At 68.6% G+C, this 12,985-nt stretch carries 12 protein-coding genes; 6 read left to right on the plus strand and 6 right to left on the minus strand.

Translation table 11 applies throughout. The features are described 5' to 3' along the window. Positions 1–29: 29 nt before the first annotated feature. The 6 genes from PO605_RS19260 to PO605_RS19285 form a co-directional block, all read right to left on the minus strand. Positions 30–1,805: an MFS transporter gene (locus PO605_RS19260; RefSeq protein ID WP_034366017.1), complete on the minus strand. Its 1,776-nt coding sequence runs from the start codon at positions 1,803–1,805 to the stop codon at positions 30–32. Position 1,806: 1 nt separating this feature from the next. Then, a complete protein-coding gene (locus PO605_RS19265) occupies positions 1,807–2,355 on the minus strand; it encodes a TetR/AcrR family transcriptional regulator (protein ID WP_016446240.1) in 549 nt (182 codons plus the stop codon). 105 nt (positions 2,356–2,460) lie between these two features. Then, complete coding sequence (locus PO605_RS19270; RefSeq protein ID WP_047474372.1) at positions 2,461–3,378, minus strand: pseudouridine synthase; 918 nt, start codon at positions 3,376–3,378, stop codon at positions 2,461–2,463. 12 nt (positions 3,379–3,390) lie between these two features. Next, a complete protein-coding gene (locus PO605_RS19275; protein WP_012206055.1) occupies positions 3,391–3,807 on the minus strand; it encodes a putative toxin-antitoxin system toxin component, PIN family in 417 nt (138 codons plus the stop codon). Next, the gene (locus tag PO605_RS19280; RefSeq protein ID WP_016446243.1) at positions 3,804–4,031 is read right to left on the minus strand and encodes an AbrB/MazE/SpoVT family DNA-binding domain-containing protein; all 228 of its coding nucleotides are present in this window, start codon (positions 4,029–4,031) and stop codon (positions 3,804–3,806) included. The genes PO605_RS19275 and PO605_RS19280 overlap by 4 nt, the downstream gene beginning before the upstream one ends. 64 nt (positions 4,032–4,095) lie before the next feature. Continuing rightward, positions 4,096–4,851, minus strand: a complete 756-nt coding sequence (locus PO605_RS19285) for a GntR family transcriptional regulator (RefSeq protein WP_160852316.1) — start codon at positions 4,849–4,851, stop codon at positions 4,096–4,098. A gap of 138 nt (positions 4,852–4,989) precedes the next feature. On the opposite strand from PO605_RS19285, the gene PO605_RS19290 reads away from it, so the two are divergent. The 6 genes from PO605_RS19290 (at position 4,990) to PO605_RS19315 (ending at position 12,963) form a co-directional block, all read left to right on the plus strand. Beyond that, entirely contained in the window at positions 4,990–5,784 is a 795-nt protein-coding gene (locus tag PO605_RS19290; protein WP_047327423.1) for an SDR family oxidoreductase, read from the plus strand. A gap of 66 nt (positions 5,785–5,850) precedes the next feature. Next, positions 5,851–6,783, plus strand: a complete 933-nt coding sequence (locus PO605_RS19295) for a 3-keto-5-aminohexanoate cleavage protein (protein WP_017403843.1) — start codon at positions 5,851–5,853, stop codon at positions 6,781–6,783. Positions 6,784–6,829: 46 nt separating this feature from the next. Then, complete coding sequence (locus PO605_RS19300) at positions 6,830–7,708, plus strand: SMP-30/gluconolactonase/LRE family protein (RefSeq protein ID WP_272206753.1); 879 nt, start codon at positions 6,830–6,832, stop codon at positions 7,706–7,708. Between the two features lie 121 nt (positions 7,709–7,829). Then, entirely contained in the window at positions 7,830–9,149 is a 1,320-nt protein-coding gene (locus PO605_RS19305) for an MFS transporter (protein ID WP_272206754.1), read from the plus strand. A gap of 37 nt (positions 9,150–9,186) precedes the next feature. Then, positions 9,187–10,533, plus strand: coding sequence for an MFS transporter (locus PO605_RS19310; RefSeq protein WP_017403840.1), 1,347 nt, complete (start codon positions 9,187–9,189; stop codon positions 10,531–10,533). A 147-nt stretch (positions 10,534–10,680) separates the two neighbouring features. Beyond that, entirely contained in the window at positions 10,681–12,963 is a 2,283-nt protein-coding gene (locus tag PO605_RS19315; protein ID WP_047474363.1) for an AsmA family protein, read from the plus strand. Positions 12,964–12,985 lie beyond the last annotated feature (22 nt).

Consider the following 12,985-nt stretch of genomic DNA (forward strand, 5'->3'; position numbering starts at 1 on the left):
GTTGTTGTCTTTTCTCTGGGCGAACGGTTTCAGGCGCGGGCGACGGGTTGGGTGGGCGGCTGGCCCGGCGCGTCCTGCGGCGCGGCGGCATCGGTGCCGCGCATGGCCGAGGCATCGGCAGCGGCGGCGCGCATGCGCTCCACGAAGGCGCGCTGGCGTGCGCGGCCGGCCAGGGCCAGCATCCACAGCAGGTAGAGCACGGCCACGCCGGCCGTGAGCGCGAACACGTCGTTGTAGGCGCGCACATTGGCCTCGCGGCGTGCCGCCTGCGCCAGCTGGGCCGTGCCCTGGGCCGCGCGCAGGGCCGGGTCGGCGATGACGCGGGCCAGGCTTTGCTGCTGCAGGCGCAGGCGGTCGGCCACGATGGGGTCGGTGGGATCGACGTCGGCCACGATGGCGGCCGAATACACCTGCTCGCGGTGCATCTGGTAGGTGCTCAGCAGGGCCGAGCCCATGAGCGCGCCCATGGCCTGCGTCATGGAGATGGTGACGATGGCCGTCAGCATGTAGTGCGCGCCGAACTTCAGGCCCTGCACCACGCCGATCAGCATCAGCGGCCCCATGAACAGGCCCGCGCCCACGGCCATGAGGAACTGGCTGCCGAAGAAGTCCTCGGGCCGGGCCAGGCTGGTGCGGCTGTGGTCCAGCCAGGCCGCCAGCGCGAACAGCACGATGGAGCCCACGATCTGCTTGCCCATGTTCTCCAGCCCGAAGGTCAGCGCCGACACGGCAATGCCCGCGATGGTGCCCAGCAGGATGACGATGAACAGCGGCTGCATCTGGTCCACCGTCATGCCCAGCATGCGCTGCATGCCGATCACGCCATAGGTCTGCTCGGTGGTCAGAAAGCGCAGCAGCAGCGCACCGATCACGAAGCGCACCGTGGGCGCCAGCACGAACCAGCGCGTCTGCAGCATGGGGTTGCGACGGTGGTGCTCGATGTACAGCGCCACGCTCAGCAGGACGATGGAGCCGATCAGCATCCAGGCCAGCCAGGGCGTGTCCAGCCACCAGTGGTTGTAGCCCTGCACCAGCACGGAGATCAGCAGGCCCACGCCGGGCACCATGAGGAAGAAGGTCAGGAAGTCCAGCCGCTCGAAGCTGCGGATATGCACGCCCGGCGGCAGCTTGAGCACCACCACGCCCGCGAACGAGATCAGGGCCAGGCCGGCCTCGAACAGATAGAGGTTGTGCCACTCGCTGTTGAACAGCAGGCCCGGCGACAGGATCCAGGCCAGCGGCGTGGCGATCTGCCCCAGCCCCACGCCGATGACCAGCATCTTGAGCACATGCTTGCGCGGCGCGGCCTGCAGCATGTAGAGCGTGCCCAGCGTGCTGCAGGTGGCGCCCGCCAGGCCGCTGGCCGCGCGCAGCATGAGCAGGCTGGTGTAGCTGCCCAGCACCAGGTGCAGCAGCGTCAGCAGCGCATACAGGCCCAGGCCGATCTCGGCGAACAGCCGCATGCCGAACTGCTGGCGGAACTTGTAGACCAGCAGGTTGGCCGTCATGTTGAGCATGACGTAGGCGCCGGTCAGCCAGGCGGCCTCGGAAGACGTCAGCCCCATCTGCCCCTGGATGGTGGGCAGGTTGGCCGTGAACAGTGCATTGCCCAGGCCGCCCGTCAGCGCCACCAGCACGGCGATCAGGCCATAGGCGGCGCGCACGGCCGGCTGGTGCAGCGGCATGGACGGCGAGCCCGGCAGGCTGGGCTTCTCGTGCTCTTCCCAGTCCGGCGGGGGCTTGAGGTAGACGACGGGGGGCGACGGGGGCAGCACGGGCCCCGGTGGAGTGGGTGTGGTGGCCATGTCAGGCCTTCAGGCCTTGCCAGACGATCTGCAGCGCCTTGCGCGCCAGTGTGCGCCGCTGCTGCGGCGTCTCGCCGCGCAGCGAGGCGCCCAGCATGCCGAAGACCAGGGACAGCTCGGCCTGCGTCAGCGGCTGGCGGCAATGGCCACAGGCCACGGCCCGGTCCATGGCCGGCCGAAAGATCTGCCACATGGCAACGCGGGCCTGGGCGATGACCTCGTCGCCGCGCTCCACGGTGCGCCAGTAATCGGTGATGGGGGCCGAGACCGCAATGCGCTCGGCCAGGCGCGACAGCAGCTTGTAGAAGGCATCGTCGTCCTCGGCCATGGCTTCGGCCGCGCTGCGCATGCTGTCCAGCGAACGCTCCAGCAGCGCCAGCATCAGCGCACGCCGGTCAGGAAACTGCCGGTACAGCGTGGCGCGGCCGACCTCGGCGCGCTCGACCACCAGGTCCAGCGGCGCGGTCACGCCATGCTCGGAAAACACGGCATCGGCCGCGTCCAGCAGCTGGGCGCGGCGGATATCGGCACTGGGTCTTTTGGAAGTCATGCGGACAATTATCGGACAAAGTTGTCCGTTAAATGTCCGCAGCCGGCCTATCCCATGGCGGGGCCATGGGCAAAAAACCAACGGTTTCCGGCAGCGGCAAGGCCTCTACAGGTCGGTCAGCGGCAGCAGCTGGCGGCGGCTGTCAAAGCGCCGCGACTGGCCGTCCAGAGGATCGGTGAAGGCCAGGCTGCGCGCCAGCAGCTGCAGCGGGCGCGAGTAGTCGCCCTCGGGCATGTCATGCACTTCGGGATAGAAGCCGTCGCCCCACAGCGGCAGGCCCAGGGCGGCCATGTGCACGCGCAGCTGGTGGCGCTTGCCGCTTTCGGGCTCCAGCCGGTAGCGTGCCCAGCGGCCGTGCTGCTCCAGCACCTGCATGTGGGTGCGGGTGTTGGGCGTGCCGGCCACCTCGTGCATGCGAAAGAAATGGCCGCTTTCCTCCATGCGGCTTTCATGCGTGCGCGGGAAAACCACGTCCTCGCGCCAGGGCGCGACGGCCTCGTAGGTCTTGTGGATGGCGCGGTCGCGGAACAGCGCCTGGTAGATGCCGCGCGTGGCGCGCTGCACCGAAAACACCACCAGCCCCGCCGTGTCGCGGTCGATGCGGTGGATGGGCGACAGCTCGGGCAGGTCGAACTCGCGCTTGAGCCGCACCAGCAGCGTCTGCTGCAGGTACTTGCCGGCCGGCACCACGGGCAGGAAATGCGGCTTGTCGGCCACCAGCAGATGCGCGTCGCGGTGGAGGACCTCGGCCTCGAAGGGGATGGGCGGCTCGGACTGCAGCTCGCGGTAGTAGTAGTAGCGCAGGCCCGGCGCAAACGCCGTGCCTGCATGGGCGGCACGACCGTGCTCGTCCACCACTTCTTCCTGCGCCATGCGCCGCAGCCAATCCTCGCGCGCGACGGCCGGCAGGCGCTCGGCCAGAAAATCGATCAGCAACCCGCCGCCCTGGCTGGGCAGCACCACGCAGCTGGGGCTGACGCCGTCGCGTATGGGAAGAACCTTGGGGTCGTGGGCGTTGTGCATGGATTCCTGCCCTCAGCGCTTGTGCAGCGCTGCCCACTCATCGGGCGTCACGATCAGGCCGGGAAAGCTGTCTCGCAGCGCCAGAAGGTCGCCGTCGCCGGTGATGAGCGCCTGGGCCCGGCCCACATGCGCCAGCACCAGGAACACCTGGTCCTTGTCGTCCCGGCACAGCGGCAATGCAGGCCAGGGCTGCGGCAGTGTGACGACATCGGCCCAGGGCAGGAAATCCTCCAGCAAGGCCTGTTGCTCGGCCGTTGACAGCTTGAACTTCGGATAGGCGAGCACACGCAGCAGTTCGCTGGCCGTTTCCCTGCAGACCAGGGGCTTCAACTGCTGGTGCTGCCAGGCCCGGCGTATCCACGCAAGGCGGCCGGACGTGAACAGCAATGCCGAGAGCACGACGTTGGTGTCCAGGACGACACGCATCATTTGCGCGCCCAGGAGGTCGCCTCCTGCACATCCTCTTCGGTGATGCCCATCTGCTGCAGCTTGTCGCGGACGGCCTGTGCGCGCTGGACGCGCTGCAGGTGCACGGGCGTAAGCACGATGCGGCCGTTTTCCACGGCCACCTCGAAATACTCGGTGGCCTCCACCTCGGACACCACGGCCTTGGGCAGGGTGATCTGGTTCTTCGACGTCAATTTGGCAAGCATGGCCGGCTCCTGCAAATGAGAGAAAACACGGAAATCTTACTTCCTTACTTCATTCCTCTGCGGCTCACCGGCTTTCTTCGCCTGGGGAGGCGGGGCCGTTCAGTCCACTCACGCCGTTCAACCCGCTGTCCGCCGTCACCAGCACGCCCGCCGAAACGATGTAGTCGGCCGCGCTTTCGATGTCGCCGCGCAGCGCCTCCTTGGCGGCGGGCGCATCGCCGCGACGCAGGGCCTCGACCAGGCGCGCATGGTGGCCGACCGCCACCTGTTCGCTCACGCGGCGCGAGCCCGAGCGCATGTCGTGGTTGAGGATGGGGCCTATGCGCAGCCACAGCGCCTCGATCATCTGCAGCAGCATGGGCATGCCGGCCGCGCTGTAGACGGCGAAGTGGAAATCCTTGTTGAAGGCGATGAGCCGCGCGCCGTCCGGCGAGGCGCTGGCCATCTCGGCCGCAAAGCGGTCCTGCAGGGCGGCGATGCGTTCCAGCCCGGCGGCCGGCAGTTGCCGTGCCGCCTGCTCCGTGGCCAGGCCTTCGAGGTTGACGCGGATGCGGGTGATCTCGCGGAAGGCGCTTTCCGTCATCAAGGGCACGCGCAGCGCGCGGTTGGGCGTGAGTTCCAGCGCCTGCTCGGCCACCAGCCGGTGCACGGCCTCGCGCACGGGCATGACGCTGACGCCCAGCGCGCTGGCCGTGGTGCGCAGCGAGATCTGCTCGCCCGGAATCATCTGGCCCGTGATCAGCAATTCCCTGAGCTGTGCATAGACATCGCTGCTGAGGGTCTGCCGTTTGAGTGGGGTGACTAGTTCGTTGATGGCCATGGCGGCGATGGTAGCGCGGCGCCGCCGCTGTCATGCCTCATAGGGTATTCACCATATTTGATCTGTGATCACAGATACAAAATCCAAACCCAACCCGAATCCCTTTCACCTTTGTTTGAGTTCCCAAGGAGTCCCCGCATGTGGAAAAACGATCTTCTGGCCGGCCAGCGCGTCCTGGTGACGGCGGGCGCCGCCGGAATCGGCCTGGAAATCAGCCGCGCCTTTGCCGAGGCCGGCGCGCGCGTCATGGTCTGTGACGTGGCCCAGGCCAGCCTGGATGCGCTGGCTGCCGCCCTGCCCGGCGCCAGCGGCCGTCTTGCCGATGTGTCGGATGCCTTGCAGGTGCAGGCCCTGTTCAAGGCCGTGGACAACGAGTTGGGCGGCCTGGACATCCTCGTCAACAACGCCGGGGTGGCCGGCCCCACGGGCGCGGTGGAGACGCTGGAGCTGGCCGACTGGCAGCGCACGCTGGATGTGAACATCACCGGCGCCTTCCTGTGCACGCGGCTGGCCGTGCCCCGGCTTCGGCAATCGGCACGCGAGGGCCGGCAGGCGGCCATCGTCAACCTGTCTTCGGCGGCAGGCCACCTGGGCATGCCGGGCCGCTCGGCCTATTCGGCGTCCAAGTGGGCGGTGATCGGCCTGACCAAGTCGCTGGCGCTGGAGCTGGGCGCAGACGGCATCCGGGTGAACGCCATCCTGCCGGGCGCCGTGGACGGCCCGCGCATCCGCGATGTGATTGCCGCCAAGGCGCAGGCGCGCGGCCTGCCGCTGGAGGACGTCACGCGCAGCTACACGCACCAGGCCGCGCTGGGCCGCATGGCCACGGCGCGCGACATTGCCAACATGGCCGTGTTTGCCGCCAGCCCGCTGGCCGGCCATGTCACGGGCCAGGAACTGGCCGTCGATGGGCTGACCCAGGCGCTGAGCTGAGCGCCCTCTCCTCCTCCTCTCCCCCCTCTACTCCTCTCGACTTTTCACCGTTCGCAAGGACCTTCCATGGCCACCCGCACCAAAGCCATCATCACCTGCGCGCCCACGGGCGCCATCCACACGCCCAGCATGTCGCCCCACCTGCCGGTGACGGCCGAGCAGATTGCGCGCGCCGCCATCGATGCCGCCGAGGCCGGCGCCGCCATCGTGCACCTGCATGCCCGTGATCCCCGCGACGGACGCCCTTCGCAGGACCCTGAGCTGTTCCGCCCCTTTCTCAAGGCGATCCGTGCCGAGTGCGATGCCATCGTCAACATCACCACGGGCGGCAGCCCGCACATGACGGTGCCAGAGCGCATGCGGCCCGTGACCGAGTTCCAGCCCGAGCTGGCCTCGCTGAACATGGGCTCGATGAACTTCGGCCTGTTCCCCATGCTGGAGCGCTTCCCGAACCTGGAACACGCCTGGGAGCGCGAGCACCTGGAAAACAGCCGCAACCTGGTCTTCAAGAACACCTTTGCCGATATCGAAGGCATCCTGCGCCTGGGCCAGGCCCAGGGCACGCGCTTCGAGTTCGAGTGCTACGACATCAGCCACCTGCACAACCTGGCGCATTTCGTGGACCGGGGGCTGGTGCAGGGGCCCGTGTTCGTGCAGTCGGTGTTCGGCATCCTGGGCGGCATCGGCGGCCACCCGGAGGACCTGATGCACATGCGCCGCACGGCCGACCGCCTGCTGGGCAGCAACTACCAGTGGTCCATCCTGGGCGCCGGGCGCAACCAGCTGCCGCTGGCCACCATGGGCGCGGCCATGGGCTCGCATGTGCGCGTGGGGCTGGAAGACTCTCTGTGGATAGGCCCGGGCCAGCTGGCCACCTCCAGCGCCGAGCAGGTGCGCCGCATCCGCACCGTGCTCGAGGCCCTGAATGTCGACGTCGCCACGCCTGACGAGGCGCGCAGCATGCTGGGCCTCAAGGGTGCGGCCAACGTGGCCTTCTGAACCGCCTTCCCGGGCCAGCCCCCATGCCACAAAACAGGAGACTCCCATGCAGATCGATATCGTCGCCGACCTCAAGACCACGCTGGGCGAAGGCCCGCTGTGGGACGTCGGGCAGCAGCGCCTGTACTGGATAGACAGCTTCGACGGCCGCATCTTCCGCTGCACGGCCGACGGGCGGGAACTGCGCGCCTGGGAAGTCGGCCAGAAGATTGGCTCCATGGCACTGCGCCGCGACGGCCGCTCGGCCCTGGTGGCGCTGCACGGCGGCGTGCACACGCTGGACCTGGAAAGCGGCGAGCTGGAGCTGGTCGTCGCCCCAGAGTCCCACCTTCCCGGCAACCGGCTCAACGACGGCAAGGTGGACCGGCAGGGCCGCTTCGTCTTCGGCTCCATGGACACCCTGGAGGAGCAGCCTTCGGCACGGCTGTACCGGCTGGACACGGACCTGAGCCTGCATGTGCTGGACGAGGGCATCATCTGCTCGAACGGCCCGTGCTGGAGCCCGGACGGCATGACGCTCTATTTCTCGGACACGTGGAGCGGCGAGATCCGGGCCTACGACTACGACACGGCCACGGGCCATGCCAGCGGCCGCCGGACCTTTGCCCCGGTCGACACCAGCGGTGGCGGCGCGGCCGACGGGGCCACGGTCGATGCCGAAGGCTGCCTGTGGCAGGCCCTGGTGTACGCGGGCCAGCTGGTGCGCTACACGCCGGACGGCCGGGTGGACCGGGTGATAGAGATGCCGGTGCGCAAGGTGACCAGCGTGATGTTCGGCGGGCCCGGGCTCGACACGCTGTACGTCACCTCCATGGGCAAGCCGCCGTTGCCGCGTTTCCCGGGCGACGGCCAGTCCCGTGGCGCGCTGTTTGCCGTCAAGGGGCTGGGCGTGCGTGGCCTGCCCGAGCAGCGCTTCGGCGCCTGAGCACGGAGCCGGGCATGCAGGCCCGGAGCCTTCGCACCGCAACGCCGCCCGCCCCGCGAAGCGGCGCCTTCATCCACACAACAATGAAACGGCACCCACCGCTGGTGCCCGGGAGACCGCCATGGCCCAGGCCCCGCGCGCTTCGCTGCGCCAGATCCACCGCTATTCATGGGTATCCCTGCTGGTCTGCTGGCTGATCTGGGTACTGAATGCCTACGACCGCGAGATCGTGCTGCGGCTGGGGCCGACCATCTCCCGGCACTTCGGCCTGTCGGCCGACGAATGGGGCACGGTGGCCACCATCGTGATGCTGGCCCTGGCCGTGCTGGACATTCCCGGCGCGATCTGGAGCGACCGCTACGGCGCGGGCTGGAAGCGCGCACGCTTTCAGGTGCCCCTGGTGCTGGGCTATACGGCGCTGTCGTTCGCCTCGGGCTTCAAGGCGCTCAGCGGCAGCCTGGCGGGCTTCGTGGCGCTGCGCGTCGGCGTCAACCTGGGCGCCGGCTGGGGCGAGCCCGTGGGCGTGAGCAATACCGCCGAGTGGTGGCCGGTGGAGCGGCGCGGCTTCGCGCTGGGCGCCCACCACACGGGCTATCCGGTGGGCGCCATGCTCAGCGGCCTGGTCGCCGGCTTTGTGCTGTACGCCTTCGGCGAGGAGAACTGGCGCTATGTGTTCTTTGTCGCGCTGGTCGTCGCCATCCCGCTGATGTGGTTCTGGGCGCGCTACTCCACGCCGCAGAAGATGGAACTGCTGTATGCCGACATCGCCGCCCGGGGCATGACCCCGCCGCAGGCCAGCGTGGCGGCGCAGGTGGAAAAAGGCCAGGCCTGGCGCACCCTGCGCAGCACGCTGGCCAACCGCAGCATCGCCCTGACGGCTGGAAACACCCTGCTCACGCAGGTGGTCTACATGGGCATCAACGTGGTGCTGCCCGCCTACCTCTACAACATCATGGGCCTGTCGCTGGCCGAATCGGCAGGCATGAGCGTGGTGTTCACGCTCACCGGCATCCTGGGCCAGCTGGTCTGGCCGGCTCTGTCGGACGTGATCGGGCGCCGCGTCACCCTGGTGATCTGCAGCCTGTGGATGGCCGCCAGCGTGGGCGCCTTCTACTTCGCCGACACCATGGCCCTGGTCGTGGTGATGCAGCTGCTGTTCGGCCTGGTCGCCAATGCGGTCTGGCCCATCTACTACGCGGTGGCCTCGGACTGCGCCCAGCCTGCGGCCACCTCCACGGCCAACGGAATCATCACCACCGCCATGTTCGTGGGCGGCGGCATCGCGCCCGTGCTGATGGGCAGCCTGATCTCCCTGGGCGGCGGCTGGACCAGCCCCGGCGGCTATGCCCTGTGCTTCGTGGTCATGGCCGGCTGCGCGCTGGGCGGCGTGGCCCTGCAGCTGGGCACGCGCGGCAACGCCGCCTCCACCGCCACCGCCTGACTCCGCTTTCATCCACCCATCTTTCCAAGGATTTGCCATGGTCCATCACCCATCGCCCTCCCCTGTTCACGCGCCGCCCGCACGGCCGCAGCCTGCCGCCGGCGACAGGCAGTCCCTGCTCAATGCCCGCATCTTCCGCAGGCTGATGCCGCTGCTGGTGCTGTCCTATGTGATCAGCTTCATAGACCGCACCAATATCGCGCTGGCCAAGTCGCACATCGAGGTGGACCTGGGCATCTCGGCGGCCGCCTACGGCCTGGGCGCGGGGCTGTTCTTCCTGAGCTACGCCCTGCTGGAAGTGCCCAGCAACCTGATCATGCACAGGGTGGGCGCGCGGTTCTGGATCACCCGCATCATGGTGACCTGGGGCCTGCTGTCGGCCGGCATGGCCTTCATCACCGGAGAGACCTCGTTCTACGTGATGCGCGTGCTGCTGGGCGCGGCCGAGGCGGGGCTGTTCCCCGGCGTGATGCTGTACCTGACCTACTGGTTCGGCCGCGAGGAACGGGCCCGCGCCATCGGCTACTTCCTGCTGGGCGTGTGCATTGCCAACATCCTCAGCGGCCCCGTGGGCGGCGCGCTGCTGCAGATGGACGGCTTCCTGGGCTGGCACGGCTGGCAATGGATGTTCGTGATCGAGGGCCTGCCCGCCGTGGCCCTGGCCTGGGTGGTCTGGAAGAAGCTGCCAGACGGCCCGGCCAGCGCGCCCTGGCTGACGGCCGCCGAATCGCGCGAGGTACTGCAACGCCTGCAGGCCGAGCAGGACCAGCAGGCCAGCGCCGGCCAGGTGGGCCACTCGCTCCGGGACTGCCTGCGCGACCGCCAGATCTGGCTGGCCATCCTTGTCTACTTCTGCCACCAGATCAGCATCTACACGGTGATCTTCTTCCTGCCCGGCATCATCGGCACCTACGGCCAGCTCTCGCCGCTGCAGATCGGCACGCTCAACTCCGTGCCCTGGATTGCAGCGGCCATCGGTGCGGCCTGGCTGCCGCGCTTTGCCACCCACCCGCAGCGCTGCCGGCGCATGCTGCTGGCGGGCCTGGGCACCATGGCTGCAGGCCTGCTGCTGGCGGCGCTGGCGGGCAAGGCCTCGCCCGCGCTGGGGCTGCTGGGTTTCAGCCTGACGGCGCTGATGTTCTTCGTGGTGCAGTCCGTCGTCTTCCTGTTCCCGGCTTCGCGGCTGGCGGGTGCGGGGCTGGCGGGCGGCATTGCCCTGGTCAATACCTGCGGACTGGTGGGCGGCTTCATCGGCCCCACGGTGATGGGGATGATCGAACAGGCCACGGGCAGCACCCGCAACGGCCTGTTCATCATGGCGGGCCTGCTGGTGGTGGCCGCCCTGGCATCCACCCGGCTGCGCCAGGGCCAGGAGACACGGTGATGACAGCGCTTTTGCCACGGCAGGCCGCGCTGTAGGCCAATCTCCTGTATGCGGGCCTGCCGGCTGCCCGCCAGCGCGTCCCGGACCTTGGCAAGCGGTTTTGCGGCGCTAGGATGGACCGAACACCATTCAGCGGCCCCCTGCGCCATGACCGACACAGCGACCGACAGCTCCCCCACGCCGGCCTCCAAGCCCACACCCCGCCCGCCGCGCCGCCGCTGGCTGCGCATCCTCGTGTGGATGGTCTCGGCACTGGTGCTGCTGCTGGCGCTGGTCGTGGTCCTGATTGCCACCTATGACTGGAACCGCGCCAGGCCCTGGATCAATGAGCGCGTCAGTGAAAGCACCGGCCGGCATTTCGCGATTGAAGGCGACCTGCGGGTGCAATGGAACTGGCCCCAGCCCCTGGACCAGGGCTGGCGTCACTGGATTCCTGGCGTCACCGTCCAGGCCGAGCAGCTGACGCTGGGCCAGCCCGAAGGCTGGCAGGTGGAGCAGGAGCCGGCCAAGGGCAGTGGCGAGCTGCCTGCCCTGCCTGCGCCGCCCGACCAGTTGAACAAGGGCCGCCTGCCCGAGGAGAAAGCCAAGGAACAGCCCAGGGGAAAGGCGAAGGACAAGGGCACGGACAAGGACGAAGGCAAGGACAAGGACTCGCAGGCCAGCCCTTCCGCGCCCAGTATCGACAGCGACAGCATCGTCCTGGCCGACGAGAAAATGGCCCCTCCCCCGCGCGACGCCGCCACCATGGCCACGGCAGCCCGCGCCACGGCCAGCCTGCGGCTGTGGCCGCTGCTGGGCCGGCACGTGCTGCTGGACCATCTGCAGCTCGAAGGGCCTGACCTGGTCTTTGCACGGCGCAAGGACGGCAGCAACAACTGGACTTTCAAGCGCCCCGAGTCCACCGGTCCGCGCTGGCGCTTCCAAGTGACGCAATTGAGCCTGCGCGGCGGCCTGGTGGGCTGGAGCGATGGCGTGCGCCAGATGGCGGTGCGCGCACGCCTGGACAGCCTTGTACGGCCGCCCAGTCCAGACTTTCCGTATGGCATGCGCGTCGGCCTGACCGGCCGCATCGCCAAGGCCACGGTCGAGGCCCAGGGCCTCATCGGGCCCGTGCTGGACCTGCAAAGCGAGCAGGCACGCTTTCCGGTCAAGCTGTGGGCCCATGCGGGCAGCCTGCGCGCACGGGCCGAGGGCATTCTCGACAATCCCAGGGCACTCAAGGGCATGGACCTGCAGGTGCACCTGCGCGGCTCCAGCATGGCCGACCTGTTCCCACTGACCGGCCTGCTGCTGCCGCGTACACCGCCCTTCGACACCAACGGCCATCTGGTCGGCAGCCTGCAGCCCGGCCGCGCCGAGTGGGACTACGAAAACTTCGAGGGCCGCGTGGGCCAGAGCGATCTGCGCGGCTCGCTGCATTACGCATCCGGCAAGCCCCGGCCCAAGCTCAGCGGCGAGCTGGCATCGCGCAAGCTGCGCCTGGCCGACCTGGGGCCGGTGGTAGGAGCACCGTCCACCAGGCAGGACCAGAAAAGCCGGCAGGCGGCCAGCGGCAAGACCCTGCCCACGCAGCGCTTCGACACGAGCAAGTGGAATGCCATGGATATGGATGTGCACTTCCAGAGTGACCGCATCGAGCGTCCCCAGGCCCTGCCCATCGAGAACTTCAGCGTACATGCCGTTATGGACAACGGTGTGCTGCGCCTGGCGCCGCTGCGCTTCGGCATGGCCAAGGGCAAGCTGGACCTGCAGGCCATGGTGGACAGCGGCGCCAAGCCGCCCAAGGCCAACCTCCAGGGCAAGGTCCAGGGGCTGCAGCTGTCGGCCCTGTTCCCCGAGATCGAATTGATGAAGAAAAGCCTGGGCAGCATGGATGGCGCCATCGCCCTGGAGGGCCGAGGCCAGTCCATGGCCGAATGGCTGGGCACCAGCTCCGGCGACATGCGCCTGTATGTGCGCGACGGGCGCTTCAGCAAGCAACTGCTGGACCTGGCCGCGCTCAACCTGGGCAGCGTGGTGGTGACCAAGCTGTTCGGTGCCGACAAGGAAGTCCAGCTCAACTGCGCCGTGGCCGACCTGTCCGTGCAGAACGGCCTGGCACGCACGCGCAACGTCAAGTTGGCGACGCCGGAGGCGATCGTGGAGGCCACAGGCCAGATCAGCCTGGCGCAGGAGACCATGGATCTGCACATCAAGCCCGAATCGCTGAAGTGGAAGTTCTTCTCGCTGCGCACGCCCCTGTATGTGCGCGGCAGCTTCGCCAACCCCAAGGTGGGCGTGGAGCCCGGCCCGCTGCTGCTGCGTGCGGGCGCGGCCGTGGCCGCCGCCGTGGTGGCACCCGCCGCCCTGGCCCTGGTGCCGCTGACGGTGCCGGCTGCCGAGGAAGATGCGCAATGCCAGCGCCTGCTGGCAGACGCCGGCAAGAAGTAGGAAGGCCTGCCCGGCCTTCAGC

This window comes from Delftia sp. DT-2 (assembly GCF_028401915.1).
In the GTDB taxonomy this organism is placed as follows: domain Bacteria; phylum Pseudomonadota; class Gammaproteobacteria; order Burkholderiales; family Burkholderiaceae_C; genus Comamonas; species Comamonas tsuruhatensis.

Excerpts from the sequence above, each read along its gene's own strand:
- PO605_RS19260 (WP_034366017.1), bottom strand. The coding sequence starts at position 1,805 with ATGGCCACCACACCCACTCCACCGGGGCCCGTGCTGCCCCCGTCGCCC.
- PO605_RS19265 (WP_016446240.1), bottom strand. The coding sequence starts at position 2,355 with ATGACTTCCAAAAGACCCAGTGCCGATATCCGCCGCGCCCAGCTGCTG.
- PO605_RS19270 (WP_047474372.1), bottom strand. The coding sequence starts at position 3,378 with ATGCACAACGCCCACGACCCCAAGGTTCTTCCCATACGCGACGGCGTC.
- PO605_RS19275 (WP_012206055.1), bottom strand. The coding sequence starts at position 3,807 with ATGATGCGTGTCGTCCTGGACACCAACGTCGTGCTCTCGGCATTGCTG.
- PO605_RS19280 (WP_016446243.1), bottom strand. The coding sequence starts at position 4,031 with ATGCTTGCCAAATTGACGTCGAAGAACCAGATCACCCTGCCCAAGGCC.
- PO605_RS19285 (WP_160852316.1), bottom strand. The coding sequence starts at position 4,851 with ATGGCCATCAACGAACTAGTCACCCCACTCAAACGGCAGACCCTCAGC.
- PO605_RS19290 (WP_047327423.1), top strand. The coding sequence starts at position 4,990 with ATGTGGAAAAACGATCTTCTGGCCGGCCAGCGCGTCCTGGTGACGGCG.
- PO605_RS19295 (WP_017403843.1), top strand. The coding sequence starts at position 5,851 with ATGGCCACCCGCACCAAAGCCATCATCACCTGCGCGCCCACGGGCGCC.
- PO605_RS19300 (WP_272206753.1), top strand. The coding sequence starts at position 6,830 with ATGCAGATCGATATCGTCGCCGACCTCAAGACCACGCTGGGCGAAGGC.
- PO605_RS19305 (WP_272206754.1), top strand. The coding sequence starts at position 7,830 with ATGGCCCAGGCCCCGCGCGCTTCGCTGCGCCAGATCCACCGCTATTCA.
- PO605_RS19310 (WP_017403840.1), top strand. The coding sequence starts at position 9,187 with ATGGTCCATCACCCATCGCCCTCCCCTGTTCACGCGCCGCCCGCACGG.
- PO605_RS19315 (WP_047474363.1), top strand. The coding sequence starts at position 10,681 with ATGACCGACACAGCGACCGACAGCTCCCCCACGCCGGCCTCCAAGCCC.